Below are 18522 nucleotides of genomic sequence, written 5' to 3'. Positions count from 1 at the left end.
AAAGGTCTAAATCTGGATCATCCGTCGAACCGCAGGATGACGGTGGCGAGCGGCGGCAGGGTGATCCAGGCCGCGCCGTCGCTGGCATCCACGCCCCCCATATTGCCCAGCCCCGATCCCCAATATTGGGCCGCGTCGGAGTTCAGCACCTCGGTCCAGCGGCCGTCATGCGGCAGCGGCAGGCGATAGGGCGCGCGGGCCACCGGGGTCATGTTGGCGACGACCGCGACCGGCTTCTCGCCCGGTGCCTTGCGCAGCCAGGCAAAGACCGAATGCGCGCTGTCGTCGGCGACCAGCCATTCGAACCCCTCGGGCTCGCAATCGCGGGCATGGAGCGCGGGCGTCTCGCGGTAGAGATGGTTGAGGTCGCGGACCAGCGAGCGGACACCCTCATGCGCATGGCTGGTCCGCAGATGCCAGTCGAGCGCGCGCGCCTCCGACCATTCCTCGCGCTGGGCGAATTCCTGGCCCATGAACAGCAGCTTCTTGCCGGGATAGCCCCACATGAAGGCGTAATAGGCGCGCAGGTTCGCGAATTTCTGCCAGTCGTCGCCCGCCATCTTGGTCAGCAGGCTGCCCTTGCCGTGCACCACCTCGTCATGGCTGAGCGGCAGGACGAAATTCTCGTCAAAGGCATAGTGGAGCCCGAACAGGATCTCGCCATGATGATGCCGCCGATGCACCGGCTCGCGCGCCATGTACTGGAGCGTGTCGTGCATGAAGCCCATGTTCCACTTGAACCCGAAGCCCAGGCCGCCGTCATGCGCGGGGGCGGAGACGCCGGGCCAGGCGGTCGATTCCTCGGCGACGGTGAAGACGCCGGGATGCTGGCCGTAAACCTGTCGGTTGACCTGGCGGAGGAACTCGACCGCTTCCCAATTCTCGCGCCCGCCCTGTTCGTTGGGCACCCATTCGCCGTCCTTGCGGCTGTAATCGCGGTAGAGCATCGAGGCGACGGCATCCACGCGAAGCCCGTCGATATGGTAACGCTCGGGCCAGAACAGCGCATTGTTGACCAGGAAACTCGCCACCTCGCGCCGCCCGAAATTATAGATGGCGGTGTTCCAGTCGGGGTGGAAACCCTGGCGCGGGTCCTCATGCTCGTAAAGCGCGGTGCCGTCGAAATGCGACAGGCCGTGCGCGTCGGTGGGGAAGTGCGCAGGCACCCAGTCGAGGATCACGCCGATCCCGGCCCGGTGCGCGCCGTCGACGAAGCGCGAAAACCCCTCCACATTGCCGAACCGCGCCGAGGGGGCGTAGAGGCCGGTCGTCTGATAGCCCCAGCTGGGGTCGTAGGGATGCTCGGAAATGGGCAGGAATTCGATATGGGTGAACCCCATCTCGACCACATAGGGGATCAGCCGGTCGGCCAGCGCGTCCCAGCCGAGATACCAGCCATTCTCGTCGCGGTCCCACGACCCGGCATGGACCTCATAGATGCTGATCGGCACGCGGCGCGGATCGACGCCCGCCCAATGCTCGCGATGCTCCTTGTCCTGCCAGCGATGCTCGGGCGGGGCGGTGGTGATAGACGCGGTCTTGGGGCGGAGTTCGGCGGCGAAGGCGAAGGGGTCGGCCTTCATCGGCTGTTCGGCGCCGTGGGGCCCGTGGATCGCGAACTTGTAGGCGCGCCCCTCGCCGATATCGGGGATGAAGATTTCCCAGACGCCGACATCCAGGCGGCGGCGCATGACATGGCGGCCGGGGTTCCAGTCGTTGAAGTCGCCGACCACCGCCACGCGCTCGGCATTGGGGGCCCAGACCGCGAAGTGGACGCCCGCCACGCCCTGATGCTCGATCAGATGCGCGCCCATCTTGTCATAGAGGCGGAAGTGATTGCCTTCGCCCATCAGGAAATCGTCGAGCGGCCCCAGCACCGGGCCGAAGCTGTAGGGGTCGGTGATCCACCATTCCGCGCCGTGTCCGCTGGCGCAATATTTGACCGGCTGCGGCTCGCCCGTCACCGCGCCCTCGAACAGCCCGCGCGCGTCGACCTGCTTCAGTTCGCCCAGCCGGGTGCCCGCCAGGTCGAAGGCGGTCACCCGTTCCGCCCCCGGCACCACGGCGCGAAGGAACGTGCCGCCCGGTCCCTGATGAGGTCCCAGCAACGCGAAGGGATCGGCGTTGCGGCCCTCGATCAGGGCTTCCAGAGCGGCACGGGGTGGCTTCACATCACGTTCCAGATTTCCTCGGCATATTGCCGGATGGTGCGATCGGAGGAGAACCATCCGACTTTCGCGACATTGTGGATGGCCGAGGTCGCCCAGCCCGCCTGGTCCTGCCAGCGGGCATCGACCTGGCGCTGCGCGGCGGCATAGGCATCGAAATCGGCGGCGACCATGAACCAGTCGCCGTCATACAGCCCGCCCATCAGCCCGGCATAACGGCCGGGTTCGTCGGGTGAGAACACGCCCGAGGCGATGGCGGAGACGGCCTGGCGCAGTTCCGGGCTGTTCTCGATCACTTCGCGCGGATTGTAACCGTCGCGGCGCTTGGCGGCGACCTCGTCGGCGGTCAGGCCGAAGATGACGATATGATCGTCGCCGACATGCTCCTTGATCTCGACATTGGCGCCATCGAGCGTGCCGATGGTCAGCGCGCCGTTGAGCGCGAACTTCATGTTGCCGGTGCCTGACGCCTCCATGCCCGCGGTCGAGATCTGCTCGGACAGGTCGGCGGCCGGGATGATCTTCTCGGCCAGGCTGACATTGTAATTGGGCACGAAGCCGACCTTCAGCAGATGGCCGACGCTGGGGTCCGAATTGATCCGGCGAGCGACATCATTGGCCAGTTTGATGACCAGCTTGGCATTGTGATAGCTCGACGCCGCCTTGCCCGCGAACAGCTTCACGCGGGGCGTCCAGTCGCGCTCCGGATGGCTGCGGATCTGGTCGTAGAGCGCTACCGTCTCGATGATGTTCAACAGCTGGCGCTTATATTCGTGGATGCGTTTGATCTGGACGTCGAACAGCGCATCGGGGTCCACGCGCAACCCGGTCGACTCTTTGAGATAATTTGCCAGCCCCACCTTGTTGGAACGTTTGATGGCGAGAAACCGTTCCCTGAAATTCGCGTCGTCCGCAAATTCCGTGAGCGCTATCAGTTTTTCCGCGTCATCCTCGAAGCCTGGCCCGATCGCCTCGCGGATGAGCGCGGTGAGTTGCGGGTTGCATTGCTGTAACCAGCGGCGCGGGGTGATGCCGTTGGTCTTGTTGTTGATCCGCGTCGGATAGAGGTGGTGCAGGTCGGCAAAGACCGTCTTCTTCATCAATTCGGTGTGCAGCGCCGCCACGCCGTTGACGCTGTGGCTGCCCGCAAAGGCGAGGTTCGCCATGCGCACCCGGCGCTCGCCGCTCTCGTCGATCAGGCTGATCGCGGCGATGGCGCGGTCGTCCACGCCTTCCATCGCCCGCGCCTCGCGCAGCAGCTTGGCGTTGATCGCATAGATCAGCTGCATGTGGCGCGGCAGCAGCCGCTCGAACAGGTGCAGCGGCCAGCTTTCCAGCGCCTCGGGCAGCAGCGTGTGGTTGGTATAGCCGAAGGTGCGGCGGGTGATGTCCCACGCCTGTTCGAACCCCAGGTCGTGATGATCGACCAGCAGCCGCATCAGCTCGGCGACCGACACCGCCGGATGGGTGTCGTTCAGCTGGATCGCCGCCTTGTCGGGCAGGGTGCGGATGTCGTGGAAATACTGGATATGCCGCCGGACGATGTCCTGGATCGACGCGGAGGAGAAGAAATATTCCTGCCGCAGCCGCAGCTCCTGCCCGGCGGGCGAGCTGTCCGAGGGATAGAGGATGCGGACCAGCGTCTCCGCCGCCAGCTGTCCCGCCAGCGCGCCGGTATAATCGCCCGCGTTGAACCGATCGAGCCGGATGGGGTCGATCGCCTGCGCGGTCCATAGCCGCAGCGTGTTGACCCGCTTGCCGCGCCAGCCGACGACGGGGGTGTCGACCGCGATCGCCTCGATCGCCTCGCCCGGCTTCCAGTGGACCGCGCCCGTCTCGGTGCCCACCACCTCGCCGCCGAAGCCGACGAAATAGGCGCTCTCGCGACGTTCGAACTCCCAGGGGTTGCCGTGGCTCAGCCAGGTCTCGGGCAGTTCGACCTGCCAGCCATCGTCGATCCGCTGGCGGAACATGCCGTTCACATAGCGGATGCCATAGCCGTAAGCGGGCAGGTCGAGGCTGGCGAGGCTCTCCATGAAGCACGCCGCCAGTCGCCCAAGGCCGCCATTGCCCAGCGCGGCGTCGGGTTCCATCTCCTCCAGGTCGGCCAGGTCGACGCCTAGCGACTGGAGCGCGCCCGCGACCTGCGCCATCACTCCCAGATTGGACAAAGCGTCGCGCAGCAGCCGCCCGATCAGGAATTCCAGGCTGAGATAATAGACTCGCTTGGCGCCCGCCGCATGCGCTTCGCGGGTGGAGGCCATCCAGCGCTCGATGATGTCGTTGCGCACGGTCAGGATGGTCGCGGCCAGCCAGTCGTGGCGGCGGGCATTGGCGGCATCCTTGCCGATCCGGTGGACCAGCGTGTCGACGATCGCATCGGCCAGCGGCCCGGTATCGTCGACATGCAGGGTGGTGATGGTGGTCGTCATTGATTCGGCGATCCCTGTGTCCCAGTTCTCGCCAGATTAACGGGGCCCGATCCGAAGTCACGCGCCAACCTCTCGCCACCGCGAAACCATTCAGCCGGTGGCGATTCCCCAGAGCAGGGTGAGGTTGAGGACGATGATCGTCGCCGCGATGATCCAGGCCAGGATGCGCAGCCAGACCGGGCTGGCGAACGGCCCCATCATGGCCTTGTTCGCGGTGAAGCGGACCAGCGGTACCACCGCGAAGGGCAGTTGAAGGCTGAGGATCACCTGGCTGAGCACGAGGAGCCTGGTCGCCCCCGCCTGGCCGCTGGCGCCGACGACCAGCACGGCGGGAATGATCGCGAGGCCTCGGGTGATCAGCCGCCGCAGCCAGGGCGCGAGCCGGAGGTCGAGGAAACCCTCCATCACGATCTGCCCCGCCAGCGTCCCCGTCACGGTCGAATTCTGGCCCGAGGCGAGCAGCGCCACGCCGAACACCACGCTCGCCGCGCCCGCGCCCAGCATGGGGGCGAGCAGGCGATAGGCCTGGTCGATCTCGGCGACGTCGGTGCGGCCCGCGACATGGAAGGTCGCCGCCGCCACGATCAGGATCGCGGCATTGATGAAGAAGGCGAAGAACAGCGCCACCGTGCTGTCGATCGTCGCCATCCTGATCGCGTCGCGCTTTCCCTCGGTCGTCAGGCCGAAGGCGCGGGTCTGCACCACCGAGGAATGGAGGTAGAGATTGTGCGGCATCACCGTCGCGCCGAGAATGCCGATGGCGATGTACAGCATCGCGGGATCGGTCACGATCCGCGTCGTGGGCACGAACCCCGCCAGCACCGCGCCGGGATCGGGGCGCGAGGCGATCAACTCATAGAGGAAACAGCCGCCGATGATGAGGAGGAGCGCGATGATGAATGCCTCGACCTTGCGGAAGCCGTAACGCTGGAGCGCGAGGATCAGGAAGACGTCGAATCCGGTAATCAGCACGCCCCAGACCAGCGGCAGGTCGAACAGCAGTTGCAGCGCGATGGCGGTGCCCAGCACCTCGGCCAGGTCGCAGGCGATGATCGCGATCTCGCACAGCAGCCACAGGATGCGCGAAACCGGCTTGGAATAGGCCGCCCGGCACGCCTGCGCCAGGTCCAGTCCGGCGGCGATGCCCAGCCGCGCCGACAGCGCCTGGAGGATCATCGCCATGATGTTGGACAGCAGGATGACCGACAGCAGCGCATAGCCATAGGCCGATCCGCCCGCAATGTCGGTCGCCCAATTGCCGGGGTCCATATAGCCGACCGCGACCAGATAGCCCGGCCCCGCAAAGGCGAACAGCCGCCGGAGGAAGGACGCGCCTTCCGGAATGGCGATCGAGCGATGGCTTTCGGCAAGCGAGCGGGTGGCGGGCGTGGCTACGGTCATCGACCTTCAGATGTGACGGAGTTTCCGCAACGCGACAACCCGCCAAAGCGTTGCGCGAGATCAAGGCAGGGCCGTCATCCCGGCGAAGGCCGGGATCTGTGGCGATGACTGGATGTCCTCTCGAAAAGGCCCCAGCCTGCGCTGGGGCGACGGTCAGCCTGCGCTCCCCACCACCGCACAGGCCAGCGCCATCAGCAGCCCGGCGAAGCGGTTCGACCGGAACCGATACAGCGCCCCGGCCCCGTCATCGGGCGTCAGCGTCGCGACCTGCCACCCCAGATGCAGCGCCACCGGCACCAGCGCGGCCACCGCCAGCACGTCCGGCCGCACCAGCCAGATCGCCCCCGCCCAGCACAGCAGCGCCACCGCATAGAAGGCGCCCACGCCCGGCTTCACATAGGCCCCCATGCGCAGTGCCGAGGAGCGCACGCCGATCAGCGCATCATCCTCGCGGTCCTGCAGCGCATAGATGGTGTCATAGCCGATCACCCAGGCGATCGACCCGGCATAGAGCAGCCAGAGCGGCGCGGAGAGCGCGCCCGCCACCTCGGCCCAACCGACCAGCGCGGCCCAGCTGAACACCATGCCCAGCCAGGCCTGCGGCCACCAGGTGATCCGCTTCATGAAGGGATAGGCGGCGACGGGCGCCAGGCTGGCGAGCGCGACGATGGCGGCCAGCGGGCGCAGCTGCACCAGCACGACCAGCCCGATCAGGCAGAGCGCGACCAGCCAGATGGCGGCCAGCTTCACCGATACCAGGCCGGAGGGGATGGGCCGCGCGCGGGTGCGGGCGACCTGTGCGTCCAGATCGCGGTCGACGATGTCGTTGAAGACGCACCCTGCGCCGCGCATCGCGATCGATCCCAGCAGGAACCACAGGATCAACGGCCAGCGATCCGGCAACCCGCCCGCCAGCGCGATCGCCCAGACGCCGGGCCAGAACAACAGCCACCAGCCGATCGGCCGGTCGAACCTGGCCAGCAGCGCCAGCCCGCGCAGGCGGGGCGGCAATCGCCCGACCAGTCCCTTATGCTCGCTATCGGGTACGATCTCGATGGTCATTCGCATCGCCTATGGGGGCGACCCGTGGCGTGCAAGCCCGTTCGCGGCTATCCTGCGTCGGTGATCCTCCCGCCATCTTCCGTTTCATGATCGGCCTGTCGGTCGCGGTCGGCCGTTTCGTCGAGGCCTTGTTCTGGGCGATCCTGCGCGTGGCGGGGATGGTGGGCGGCGTCGTACTGGCCGTGGCGCTCGCCCTCGCGCTGGCCTGGTGGCTGATCCGGCGGCGGCGCTAGGGTCGATCCCTTCCTTCCCTCGCCCCTCGCAGAGGGGAGAGGGTTGCGCAGACTTGGCCTTTGCAAAAGCAAAGGCTTAGTCGGAGCTGGGTGAGGGGTGGGCGCTCGCTTTGTGAGCGCGCGAGCCTTTGGGCTCGCTCGACCCCTCACCCAAGCTGCGCTAGCCAGCAGGCTGGCAAGCTTCGCTAACCCTCTCCCCTGTCCAGGGGAGAGGGAAGGAAGGCATTGCTGAATGTCGATCCGCCTAGGCGGCCAGCGTCGCCAGTTGCGAGCGGACGATGTCGAGGCTCCGCTGCGCCAGATGGCTGCCGCGTCCGGCGACGCTGCCGTCCAGATCGGGACGCTCGCCGATGGCCAGACAGCGTTCCCATGCGCTTTGCGCCAAGGGCAGCCAATGGCCGATCGCCTGTGCCGGATCGGCCATCGCCTGGTCGAACAGGACATCTCCCAGCACATAGAAATAATCGGGCGACTCGGGCCATTGTCCGAATTCGGCATCGGCCAGCGCCACCGCATCGGGGAGCCGCCCCGCGCAGGAGAGGAGCGGGATGGCGGCGGTGACCAGGGCATGGCGCCAACCCGCCTCGCGCGGGGCCGTCGCCAGCGCGCGCATCACATAATCGCATGCCATCGGCAGGTCGCGGCGCGCCTGGGCCTCCATGCCGAACTGGAACATCAGATAGGGGTTGTTGGGCTGCTCGGCGAGTTCGCGCAGCAGCAGCGCATAGTTGCGGTCGCGCTTCCTGGCCTTCTGGGCGGCCAGATAGCCGTCATGGCCGATGTGCAGCGGGATGCGCGCCTGGGGGGCGAGGGAGACGACCTGTTCATGGACCCGCCCCTCGTAACGGGCACCGCGCGGCAGCAATCGCGGAATCCAGCAGCGCGTCGGGTCGGCGCTGCCCTCCACGGCATTCTCGATACAGGCAAAGCCCAGTCGCGGCGGCCCGGCGCACCAGCGGCGCAGCCGCTTGCCGCCGTCGCGAATCCACTCGTCGGCGTCGAGCACCAGGTTCCAGTCGGCATCGGCCAGATCCAGCACATGGTTGCGCGCGGCGGCGAAGTCGTCGGGCCAAGGCAGGTGATGCACCTCCGCCCCCGCCGCCTGCGCGATGGCAACGGTGTCGTCGGTCGACCCGGTGTCGAGCACCACCATGCGGTCGACCCAGGGGGCGATGCTCGACAGGCAGCGGGCGATGCAGCGCGCTTCGTTCCGGGCGATCAGCGTCGCGGCGATCCGCGGGGAGGAAGGCATTGGGGTCGGTCCTCGATGAGGGCGTTTGCCAAGATAAAGCCATGTCTTGGTAAAGATCGGCCTAAGAGGCTGTCCGAAAACGTCCCGTGGTCACGCGTCCGGGGCACCGGCGCGCGCGCCGCCGCCTATCGCGCCAGCCGACCATCCTCCAGCGCGGCCATGTCGAATGCGAACAGCAGCGCGGGGTCGGGCGCGTCGACCGTGTCGGCGATCCTGGCGGGCGCGATGCGGTGGAGGATATGGCGGATGATCGCGATCCGCGCGTCCTTCTTGTCGTCGGCGCGCACCACATGCCACGGCGCGAAGGGGGTGTGGGTGCGGGTCAGCATCGTGTCGCGCGCCGCCGAATATTCGGCCCATTTGGCCTGCGCGACCTTGTCCATGTCGGACACCTTCAGCGCCTTGAGCGGATCGGTCCGCCTGGCCTCCAGCCGTTCGGCCTGCTCCTTCTTCGAGATGTCGAGCCAGATCTTGACCAGCCGGATGCCGCTTTCGACCAGCATCCGTTCGAAATCGGGCGCGTCGCGCAGGAACGCCTCCTGCTCGGTGGCGGTGGAAAAGCCCATCACGACCTCGACGCCGGCGCGGTTGTACCAACTGCGGTTGAAGATCACGATCTCGCCCGCCGCGGGCAGATGCGCGACATAGCGCTGGAAATACCATTGGGCGCGTTCGCGGTCGGACGGCTTGGGCAGCGCCACGACGCGGGTCGCGCGGACCGAGAGATGTTCGGTGATCCGCTTGATCGTCCCGTCCTTGCCCGCACCGTCACGGCCCTCCAGCACGATGACGACACGCTCGTCCGATTGGGCGTCCGAACCCGTCATCGCCATCTGGGTGCGGACCAGCGCCAGTTGCAGCGCTTCGAGTTCTTCCTGGTAATGCTTGCCCATTCGTGCCTCCTTGGCATGAAGAAACACCCGAAACCGCAAAAGTGGCAAGCCGGGCGCGAGCCGTGTAAGCGGACTCCATGCCCGCTACCCCCGCCTGGCCTCCGCAATCCACGCCCCGCCTGTTCGTCGACCAGATGCTGGGCGAGGGGCCGATCCGCATCGACGGACCCGCCGCGCATTATCTGGTCTCGGTGATGCGCACCAAGGTCGGCGATCCGGTCAAGCTGTTCGACGACCGAACCGGCGAATGGCTGGGCGTCGCGGCCTCGGTCGGCAAGCGCGACCTGACGCTCGACGTGACCGAGATGCTGCGCACGCGTGAGGCTGTGCCCGATCTGTGGCTGTGCGCCGCGCCGTTGAAGAAGGGGCGGGTCGACTGGCTGGCCGAAAAGGCGTGCGAGCTGGGCGTGGCGCGGCTGGTCCCCGTCGTCACCCGCCGCACCGTGGTCGACAAGCCCAATACCGAGCGGCTGCGCGCGCACATGATCGAGGCGGCCGAGCAATGCGGCCGCACCGCGCTTCCCCAAGTCGCCGAGCCGGTGAAGCTGCCCGCGCTGCTGCGCGACTGGCCCGAGGGCCGCGCGCTGTTCTTCGCCGACGAGACGGGCGGCGTGCCCGCGCTGGAGGCGATGCGCGCGCATGACGGCCCGGCGGCGATCCTGATCGGGCCGGAGGGCGGCTTCGACGCCGAGGAGCGTGCGGCGATCCGCGCGCATCCGGGCGCGATCGGCATCGGCCTGGGGCCGCGTATCCTGCGCGCCGACACGGCGGCGGCGGCGGCGGTGTCCCTCTGGATGGCGGCGGCGGGCGACTGGCGTTGATTCAGCCTATGGCGTCTCCGCGCGCGCCCGCGTAAGGCGCGGTTCATGAGCACCAAGACCGCGAGCACCGCCAAGGGCGCCATCATCGAGTCGCGCGATCAGCTGATCGCAAGCTTTGCCCGCGGCGAGAAGCCGAGCGACCGCTGGCGGATCGGCACCGAGCACGAGAAGTTCGTCTATGCGCTCGGCGATCATCACGCCCCCTCCTATGACGAGGCGTCGGGCATCCGCGCGCTGCTGGGGCAGCTCGAACAATATGGCTGGGCCCCGGTCCTGGAGGGCGGCAACGTCATCGCGCTGACCGGCGCCGACGGCTCGATCAGCCTGGAGCCCGCCGGGCAGTTCGAGCTGTCGGGCGCGCCGCTCGACAATCTGCACCAGACCTGTGCCGAGACGGGCCGCCACCTGCAACAGGTGAAGGCGGCGGGCGACACGCTGGGCCTGGGCTTTCTGGGTCTGGGCATGTGGCCGGACAAGACTCGCGCCGAGCTGCCGATCATGCCCAAGGGGCGCTATGCGATCATGCTGCGCCACATGCCGCGCGTCGGCTCGCTCGGGCTGGACATGATGCTGCGGACCTCGACCATCCAGGTGAATCTGGATTACGCGTCCGAGGCCGACATGGTGAAGAAGTTCCGCGTCGGGCTGGCGTTGCAGCCGCTGGCGACCGCGCTGTTCGCCAACTCGCCCTTCACGGAAGGGAAGCCCAACGGCAAGCTGTCCTTCCGCAGCCATATCTGGTCGGACACCGACCCCGCGCGCACCGGCATGCTGCCCTTCGTGTTCGAGGACGGGTTCGGCTATGAGCGTTATGCCGACTATGCGCTCGATGTGCCGATGTACTTCGTCTACCGCGACGGCAAATATATCGACGCGGCCGGGCTGTCCTTCCGCGACTTCCTGAAGGGCGAGCTGTCGGTCCTGCCGGGCGAGCTGCCGACGATCGACGACTGGAACGACCATCTGTCGACCGCCTTTCCCGAGGTGCGGTTGAAGACCTTCCTCGAGATGCGCGGTGCCGATGGCGGTCCGTGGAACCGCATCTGCGCGCTGCCCGCGCTGTGGGTCGGATTGCTGTACGACGATGCGGCGCTCGATGCCGCCTGGGATCTGGTCAAGGGCTGGTCGCTGGACGAGCGGCAGGCGCTGCGCGACGCGGTGCCCGAGCTGGCGCTGGATGCCCCGCTGCCGGGCGGCGGGCGGCTGCGCGACATTGCGGGCGAGGTGCTCGACATCGCCCATGCCGGGCTGGCGGCGCGTGGGCGGCTGAACGGGGCGGGGGATAACGAGACCGGCTTCCTCGACCCGCTGCGCGAGATCGTCCGCTCGGGCAAGGTGCCCGCGCAGGTGCTGCTCGACCGCTATCACGGCGAATGGGGCGGGGACATCTCGCGGGTCTATGGCGAGGCGAGTTTCTGAGGGAGTTGCCTGGGCTTCGACTTCGCTCAGCCTGAGCGAAGTCGAAGGCCAAGGGCTCACCCCCGCCCCGAAACCCAACGGAAGAAGCGCGGCACCAGCCCGTACCGCGCCATCCAGTCATCATAATCCCGATACGCCGGATCGGCCGACAGATGCCGCTCCTCGGTCTTGGCGCGCCAGTAATAGACCCCGCTGACCGCGCCGAGCAGCAGCGTGCTGCGCATCGCATCGCCCCAGCTTCCGGTCGACAGGACGGGCACGGTCGCGATCCACCAGAAGATATTCTTCGACAGATAGGCCGGATGCCGCGACACCGCATAGGGGCCATGGGTCAGGATGCCCCGGTGCGTCAGGTTGGAAAAGCGAAGCCCGAACGCCACCGTCGCCCAGGCATAGATGGCGGTCAGCGCCACCAGCACCGCACCGATCGCGGCCAGCACCACCGGATGCCCGGCGAACCAATGGCTCCACGGCGCGGTGCCCGGGCGATAGTCGAGCGGTCCGCCATCGGTCATCAGGATCGTCGGCGGATAGCAGATCAGCGCCGCCATCCACGCCGCCGCATAGGGATTGGCCGATCGGATATGCGCATCGAGCGGTCGCATGGTCAGCATATAGCCGACCGTCGCAAAGGCCACGTCGATCAGGAACATCAGCGTGATCAGCCAGTTGGCCAGCGCCACCGGATCGCGCATCAGGGTCGGCAGGTCGCCGTCGACAAAGGCGGCAAATCCCCCCGGCACCACCCCCAGCATGAAGGCCAGGAAAAAGGTCTTCACCCCCCAGGCGCGCAGATGCGCATGGATGGCGGGCCACGCAAAGCCCTTCTGCCCGGTCAGCCAGGCCCCCAGGCTCCACGCACCGTCCCTGGGCTCGACCAGCCGCCGGTCGAGCCACAGGACATAGGGGATCGACCCCAGGAACAGCACGGGTGCCAGCCATCCCAGGCACCACATGGCAAAGGCGAAGCTGCCCTGCCAATAGAAGCGGAACGTCATGTAGATCAGCGCGATACCCGCAAAGGTCGCCCAGAAACCGGCCAGCTTGGTCAGGCTGATGTCCAGCGTCTCGCGGGGCTTGCGCGGATTGGCCCAGTCGATCCCGGTCGAGGGGTTGCGATGCACCCGGTCGACCAGCAGCGACCACAGGATCATCGGCACCGCCACGGCGACCAGATGGGTCAGCGCGGCATAGGGCCCGTCGAGATGGCGGTGCCAGGCAAAGCCGAGCCAGGCCAGCGATCCCGCCAGTCCCGCGAGCCCCACGCCGTGCCCGACCGCCGAGGCGGGGCGGGGCGGGCGGGGTGGGGCGGCGGCTTCGGACATCAGGCGGGCAGCCCTAGCGCAATTTGGTAAGCGAGGCGTTAGGCCGGATCAGCCTCGGGCTCCGTTTCCAGGATTCGCCGGATTTCATCCTGTTCGATCCCGAACGCCGCGGCCAGTCCGCCCAGCGACGCGCCCCGCTTGGCCAGTTCGCGAATCCGCCCCTCATCGACCAGCGTGGCATAGCCGCGCGTGTCGCGTTGCTCGCGCACCACGTCCTTGCGACCCGAGGTGCGGTGGCGCTTGGCGGCGGCGGCATGCGGATCGCGCGCGGCGGCGGCCATTTCCTGTTCGCGCCGGGCGGTCCGCTCGGCCTCGCGCGCGGCCGTGTCGCGCACGCGATTGGCCATGCGGGCCTCCATCCGGTCGGCCATGATCGCGGCCCGCTCGCCCGCCCGGGCTTCGCGCGCCTTCGCACGGGCGGCGGCCCGTTCCTCCAGACTGTCGTTCGTGCGCACGCGCAATCCGCCGCGCGGTGGGGACACGCCCCAGCTGTCATCGACCAAGATTCAGGCTTTCCACCATCATATCCGCGCCCGGCTCTATAGCGCCACGCCCCCGTGGTGCCAGTCCCGATCGACGAACCCGTAACGGCAGGGCGCGACGAGGCAACCGCAACGCGATCCGCTTGTTATCTCCGATAATAATCCAGGATGGGAGGATGCGATGGACCCGATGTTCGACCCGGATCTGATCGAATATATGGATGATGCGACCCTGCTGACCGCACTGGCCACCATCACGGTCGCGCCGGAGCGCGGCGACCGCACCGTCATCCTCGCCGAGATCGCCCGGCGCGACCTTGGGCCGCTGACGGTCGCGCGCGACCCGGCACCGACCACGCCGATGATCGCCCAACTGCGCGCCTGACCGCCCAGGGCCATCAGGCGCGCGCCGCCGTTACTGGCGGATATACCGGAAATACCACACCTCATGCCCCTGCCGCCGGGCCTTGCGCTCGTAACGGGTTTCGGGCCAGTCGGCGGGGCGGGTGAGGAAGTCGGCGGGGGTCTGCGCCTGCCAGGTGAAGTCGGCCCGCGCGTTCATGATCATCATCGACCAGTGGCAATAGGTCGGATCGTCGGTGCCCAGCCGGAATTCGCCGCCCGATTTCAGCTTGCGGGCGATGGTGTCGAGCGGACCGTGGTTCATCATCCGGCGCTTGGCGTGGCGGGCCTTGGGCCAGGGATCGGGATGGAGCAGGTACACGCGGTCGAGGCTGGCATCGGGCAGCCGCTCGATCACTTCCAGCGCGTCGCCCATGTGCAGGCGGACATTGGTCAGGTCGCGGTCGCGGATATGACCCAGCGCGCCGACCACCCCGTTCAGGAACGGCTCGCAGCCGATGAAGCCGGTGCCCGGCGTCGCCTCGGCCTGGCCCGCCAGATGCTCACCCGCGCCGAAGCCGATCTCGACCTGAAGCGGGCGCGCGTCGCCGAACAGCCGCACAGCGTCAAGCGGGCCGTCCTCGGGCACGCTGAGGGTGGGCAGCATGTCCTCGACCAGCGCGGCCTGACCTTGGCGCAGCTTATGGCCCTGTCGCCGGCCATAGAGGCGGCGGATCGTCGTCGGATCGTTCATCGCGCGCCCTTAGCGCGGGGAGGGGGCGGGAGCCAAGACCGTGCGCGCGCGTTGCTGGCGGGGAATGGATCAGGATGACAGCAAAGCCGAGGGCAAGGCGCAGAAAGCCGCCGATGCCAAGGACCTCCACCGTGCGGTGCGCGAGGCGGGGGAGAGCGAACTCGACCGCCCCGCAGGCGCGCTGTTCTGGTCGGGGCTGGCGGCGGGAATCGCGATCCACAGCTCTCTGATCGCCGAGGGCGCGCTGCATGCGGGCCTGCCCGAGGCGCCGTGGCGTGAGTTGGTTACGGCGCTCGGCTATCCGGTCGGGTTCCTCGTCGTGATCCTGGGGCGGATGCAATTGTTCACCGAAAGCACGATCACCGCGATGCTGCCGCTGGTGACCAGGCCATCGGGCTGGGCGTTGCAGCGGACGCTGCGGCTGTGGGGGATCGTGCTGTTCGCCAATCTGATCGGCACCGCGCTCGCCGCCGCGATGGTCGCGGGCGGGGCGCTGGGCAATCCGGAGATCCGCGAGGCGATGATCGCGGTGTCGGCGGGCATTCTGGAGCTGAACGGGTGGCAGACGTTCATCAACGCCATCCCCGCCGGTTTCCTGATCGCGGTGGTCGCCTGGATCCTGCCCAATGGCCGGAACCAGGCCTTCTGGATCATCCTGGCGATCACCTATGTCATCGCCATCGCCGGGTTCAGCCATTCGATCGTCGGCGCGGACGAGACTTTCCTGCTGGTCTTTACCGGGAAGGTCACGGTCGAACAGGCCGTATTCGGGCTGATGCTCCCGGCGATCCTCGGCAATCTGGTCGGCGGGGCGGGCCTGTTCACGCTGCTGGCGCATGGCCAGGTGCAGGGCGAGACGCCGGACCAGCCATGAAAAAGGGGAGCCGAAGCTCCCCTTTCGCGTCATTCCTCGGTGATCGGATCAGGCGACGGCGCCCTTGATCCGGTCGACCAGATCGGTCTTTTCCCAGGTGAACAGCGCGCCTTCGGCTTCGCGGCCGAAATGGCCATAGGCGGCGGTCTTGGAATAGATGGGCGCGTTGAGCTTCAGGTGCTCGCGAATGCCCTTGGGCGTCAGGCGGACCAGCTTGGGAAGCGCGGCTTCCAGCTTGGCTTCCTCGACGGTGCCGGTGCCGTGCAGGTCGACATAGACCGACAGCGGCTCGGCGACGCCGATCGCGTAGGACAGCTGGATGGTGCAGCGCTTGGCCAGGCCCGCCGCGACGACGTTCTTGGCGAGGTAGCGCGCGACGTAAGCCGCCGAGCGGTCGACCTTGGTCGGGTCCTTGCCGCTGAACGCGCCGCCGCCATGCGGAGCCGCGCCACCATAGGTGTCGACGATGATCTTGCGCCCGGTCAGGCCGGCGTCACCGTCCGGGCCGCCGATTTCGAACAGGCCGGTCGGGTTGACGTAGATCTGCTTGTCCTCCGGCAGCCAGCCTTCGGGCAGGATTTCGGTCAGGACCGACTTCACATAGTCGCGAAGCTTGGCCTGGCCCGCCTCGTTCGACAGCTCGGCCGAATGCTGGGTCGACACGACGATCGCAGTCGCGCGGACCGGCACGCCGTTTTCGTACTGCAGCGTCACCTGGCTCTTGGCGTCGGGCTCCAGGAAGGGGGCCGCGCCGGAGTGGCGGTCGGCCGCCATCTTTTCCAGGATCTTGTGGCTGTAATAGAGGGTGGCGGGCATCAGGCCGGGGGTCTCGTCGGTCGCGTAACCGAACATGATGCCCTGGTCGCCGGCGCCTTCGTCCTTGTTGCCGCTCTCGTCCACGCCCATCGCGATATGCGCCGACTGGCCGTGCAGGTTGTTCGAGAAGTCGAAATTCTCCCAGTGGAAGCCCGACTGCTCATAGCCGATCCGCTTGACGGTATCGCGCACGGTCTGTTCGATCTCTTCCAGCGCGCCCTCGGCCCACTGATCGTTCTCGAACACGCCCTTGCAGCGGATCTCCCCCGCCAGCACGACCTTGTTGGTGGTGGTCAGCGTCTCGCACGCGATGCGCGCTTCGGCATCCTTGGACAGGAACAGGTCGACGATCGCGTCGCTGATCTGGTCGGCGACCTTGTCGGGGTGACCTTCGGAAACCGATTCCGAGGTGAAGATGTACGAGTTCCGCATTCTCGTCCTCATAAGGATATAAAGATAGCTTTATATCGGTCCTAGCGGGCGCGGCGGCGGATGGCAACGCCGATCGCGGCCAGGGCCGCCGCGATGGCCAGCGCCAGCATGTTGCCGATCCGCGAAAAGGGCGTCGGCGGCAGGGCGGCGGGCAGCGGGGCCTGCGCCGCGCCGGTCACCAGATGCGGGACGGTCGCGACCAGCCGGCCGTCGGCGGCGATGATCGCGGAGATGCCGTTGGGCGTGGCACGCAGGATGGGCAGCCCTTCCTCGATCGCGCGCATCCGCGCCTGCGCCAGATGCTGCGGCGGGCCCCAGCGGCCGAACCAGGCGTCGTTGGACGGGTTGAAGAGCAGGCGCGGACGATGCGCCTCGTCCACCACCTGGCCCGAGAAGATGATCTCGTAGCAGAGCTGCACCCCGACCGGCCCGAAATTCGGCACGCGCAGGTTCCGGGGGCCGGGGCCGGGGCTGAAATCCATGTCGCCGGGGACCAGCCGCGCCAGGCCCAGCGGCTTGAGCAGCCAGGGCATGGGCAGATATTCGCCATAGGGCACCAGATGCGCCTTGTCATAGCGGCCGGTGATCCGCGCCGCCGGGCTGATCGCGAAGACGCTGTTGGTGGCGCTGACCACCCGGCGGCGATCGGGCGAGAAGTTCAACGCGGTGCCGCCGACCAGCGCGGTGTCGCGCGGGCCCAGCACGCTGGCGATCCGGCGGCGATCCCAGAAGGGCGGGGCATAGTTGAATCCGAAATAGGCCCATTCGGGATAGCCGTCCTCGATCATGTCGCGCACCACGCCCTCGGGCCAGACGACCAGGCGCGGGCGGGGACCGGCGCGGCCCGACAGGGCGATCAGCCGCTCGAGCATCTCCGGCCCGTCGCTCTCGCCGCGCTGGTCCTGGCTGACATTGGGCTGGACGACGCGGACCAGCGGGGCATCGGCGCCGGGCTCGGGCGCGCGGGTGAGCGGGGCGGACAGGGCGGCGAGCGCGGTCGCGGGCACCATTACCGCGGCCGGACGCCAGTCCCTGTGCAGCGCCAGCCAGATCGCCCCCGCCAGAAGCACGGTGAGCCCCGACAGCGCATAGGTGCCGACAAAGGCGCTCATCCGCGCCACGCCGATCACCGGCAGCCAGACAACCGACACCGGGTCCCAGGCATAGCCGGTGAACAGCCGCGCGCGCAGATATTCGGTCGCGATCCAGGCCGCGGCGAAGATCAGGACATAGCCGGTGTCGGCCCGTCGCCCGCGAAACCGCCACGCGACGCCCGCCGCCGCCATCGGAAACACCGCGAGGTACAGCGCGAGGCCGACCGCCGCGAAATAACCCAGCACCGGCGGCATCTTGTCCTGAAAGTCGAAGGCGTGCTGGAACCAGTTGTTGTTGACGGTGAAATGCCCGACCCCGAACGCCCAGCCGCGCCACAGCGCCGCCCGCATGGTCGGCGCGTCCTGCACCAGCGCGAGCAGGACGACCAGCCCGGCCAGCATCAGCGGCCAGAGGTCGAGCGGGGCAAAGCCGCAGGCGGCGGCGGCCCCGGCGATCAGGGCGAGGAGGGCGGGATAGCGGGTCACGGCGGCAGGATATGGCGCGTGGCCATGACAGGAGCAATGCGGGAGTTCGCAATCCTCCCTGGGACAGCGCGAAGCGCTGACGGAGGGGGCTTCCCCCAAGGACGTCCTAAGGGCTGATCGACATGCAACGATGCCTTATCTTTCCCTCGCCCCTCGCAGAGGGGAGAGGGTTGCGCAGACTTGGTCTTTGCGAGAGCAAAGGCCTAGTCGGAGCTGGGTGAGGGGTGGGCGCTCGC

General features: G+C 67.8%; 16 protein-coding genes. 5 read left to right on the top strand and 11 right to left on the bottom strand.

Annotated features, from left to right (window positions below):
* Window positions 1–17 precede the first annotated feature (17 nt).
* From glgB to ubiA, 4 genes are all read right to left on the bottom strand, one after another.
* The gene (glgB, locus tag ABIC44_RS08575; protein ID WP_354294875.1) at window positions 18–2171 is read right to left on the bottom strand and encodes a 1,4-alpha-glucan branching protein GlgB; all 2154 of its coding nucleotides are present in this window, start codon (window positions 2169–2171) and stop codon (window positions 18–20) included.
* Entirely contained in the window at window positions 2168–4600 is a 2433-nt protein-coding gene (locus ABIC44_RS08570) for a glycogen/starch/alpha-glucan phosphorylase (RefSeq protein WP_354294874.1), read from the bottom strand. Before ABIC44_RS08570 ends, glgB begins: the two co-directional genes overlap by 4 nt.
* 90 nt (window positions 4601–4690) lie before the next feature.
* Window positions 4691–6001, bottom strand: coding sequence for an Nramp family divalent metal transporter (locus ABIC44_RS08565; RefSeq protein ID WP_354294873.1), 1311 nt, complete (start codon window positions 5999–6001; stop codon window positions 4691–4693).
* A 153-nt stretch (window positions 6002–6154) separates the two neighbouring features.
* A complete protein-coding gene (ubiA, locus tag ABIC44_RS08560; RefSeq protein ID WP_354294871.1) occupies window positions 6155–7063 on the bottom strand; it encodes a 4-hydroxybenzoate octaprenyltransferase in 909 nt (302 codons plus the stop codon).
* 29 nt (window positions 7064–7092) lie between these two features.
* Here ubiA and ABIC44_RS08555 point away from each other — a divergent pair, with 29 nt between their 5' ends.
* Window positions 7093–7296: a hypothetical protein gene (locus tag ABIC44_RS08555; protein WP_309692589.1), complete on the top strand. Its 204-nt coding sequence runs from the start codon at window positions 7093–7095 to the stop codon at window positions 7294–7296.
* Between the two features lie 244 nt (window positions 7297–7540).
* On the opposite strand, the gene ABIC44_RS08550 is transcribed toward ABIC44_RS08555, so the two are convergent.
* The gene (locus ABIC44_RS08550) at window positions 7541–8548 is read right to left on the bottom strand and encodes a glycosyltransferase (RefSeq protein ID WP_354294869.1); all 1008 of its coding nucleotides are present in this window, start codon (window positions 8546–8548) and stop codon (window positions 7541–7543) included.
* Between the two features lie 125 nt (window positions 8549–8673).
* Complete coding sequence (gene ppk2 / locus ABIC44_RS08545) at window positions 8674–9441, bottom strand: polyphosphate kinase 2 (protein ID WP_354294867.1); 768 nt, start codon at window positions 9439–9441, stop codon at window positions 8674–8676.
* Between the two features lie 77 nt (window positions 9442–9518).
* On the opposite strand from ppk2, the gene ABIC44_RS08540 reads away from it, so the two are divergent.
* Together ABIC44_RS08540 and ABIC44_RS08535 are read left to right on the top strand one after the other, a co-directional pair.
* Entirely contained in the window at window positions 9519–10262 is a 744-nt protein-coding gene (locus ABIC44_RS08540; RefSeq protein ID WP_354294866.1) for a 16S rRNA (uracil(1498)-N(3))-methyltransferase, read from the top strand.
* 45 nt (window positions 10263–10307) lie between these two features.
* Entirely contained in the window at window positions 10308–11681 is a 1374-nt protein-coding gene (locus ABIC44_RS08535; RefSeq protein WP_354294864.1) for a glutamate--cysteine ligase, read from the top strand.
* A 56-nt stretch (window positions 11682–11737) separates the two neighbouring features.
* Here the strand turns inward: ABIC44_RS08535 and ABIC44_RS08530 are convergent, their stop codons facing one another.
* Complete coding sequence (locus tag ABIC44_RS08530; RefSeq protein ID WP_354294862.1) at window positions 11738–13006, bottom strand: methyltransferase family protein; 1269 nt, start codon at window positions 13004–13006, stop codon at window positions 11738–11740.
* Between the two features lie 38 nt (window positions 13007–13044).
* The gene (locus tag ABIC44_RS08525) at window positions 13045–13509 is read right to left on the bottom strand and encodes a hypothetical protein (protein ID WP_309699259.1); all 465 of its coding nucleotides are present in this window, start codon (window positions 13507–13509) and stop codon (window positions 13045–13047) included.
* Between the two features lie 160 nt (window positions 13510–13669).
* On the opposite strand from ABIC44_RS08525, the gene ABIC44_RS08520 reads away from it, so the two are divergent.
* Window positions 13670–13873: a hypothetical protein gene (locus ABIC44_RS08520; RefSeq protein ID WP_307102828.1), complete on the top strand. Its 204-nt coding sequence runs from the start codon at window positions 13670–13672 to the stop codon at window positions 13871–13873.
* A gap of 30 nt (window positions 13874–13903) precedes the next feature.
* On the opposite strand, the gene trmB is transcribed toward ABIC44_RS08520, so the two are convergent.
* Window positions 13904–14584, bottom strand: a complete 681-nt coding sequence (trmB, locus tag ABIC44_RS08515) for a tRNA (guanosine(46)-N7)-methyltransferase TrmB (RefSeq protein ID WP_354294860.1) — start codon at window positions 14582–14584, stop codon at window positions 13904–13906.
* A gap of 64 nt (window positions 14585–14648) precedes the next feature.
* Here trmB and ABIC44_RS08510 point away from each other — a divergent pair, with 64 nt between their 5' ends.
* Entirely contained in the window at window positions 14649–15458 is an 810-nt protein-coding gene (locus ABIC44_RS08510; RefSeq protein WP_354294858.1) for a formate/nitrite transporter family protein, read from the top strand.
* 48 nt (window positions 15459–15506) lie between these two features.
* On the opposite strand, the gene metK is transcribed toward ABIC44_RS08510, so the two are convergent.
* Complete coding sequence (gene metK / locus ABIC44_RS08505; RefSeq protein ID WP_354294857.1) at window positions 15507–16706, bottom strand: methionine adenosyltransferase; 1200 nt, start codon at window positions 16704–16706, stop codon at window positions 15507–15509.
* Window positions 16707–16747: 41 nt separating this feature from the next.
* The gene (gene lnt / locus ABIC44_RS08500) at window positions 16748–18286 is read right to left on the bottom strand and encodes an apolipoprotein N-acyltransferase (protein ID WP_354294856.1); all 1539 of its coding nucleotides are present in this window, start codon (window positions 18284–18286) and stop codon (window positions 16748–16750) included.
* Between the last annotated feature and the right edge of the window lie 236 nt (window positions 18287–18522).

The sequence above is a fragment of the Sphingomonas sp. 1185 genome (assembly GCF_040544655.1).
Lineage (GTDB): Bacteria > Pseudomonadota > Alphaproteobacteria > Sphingomonadales > Sphingomonadaceae > Sphingomonas.
This window is presented reverse-complemented; position numbering and strand designations above follow the sequence as displayed.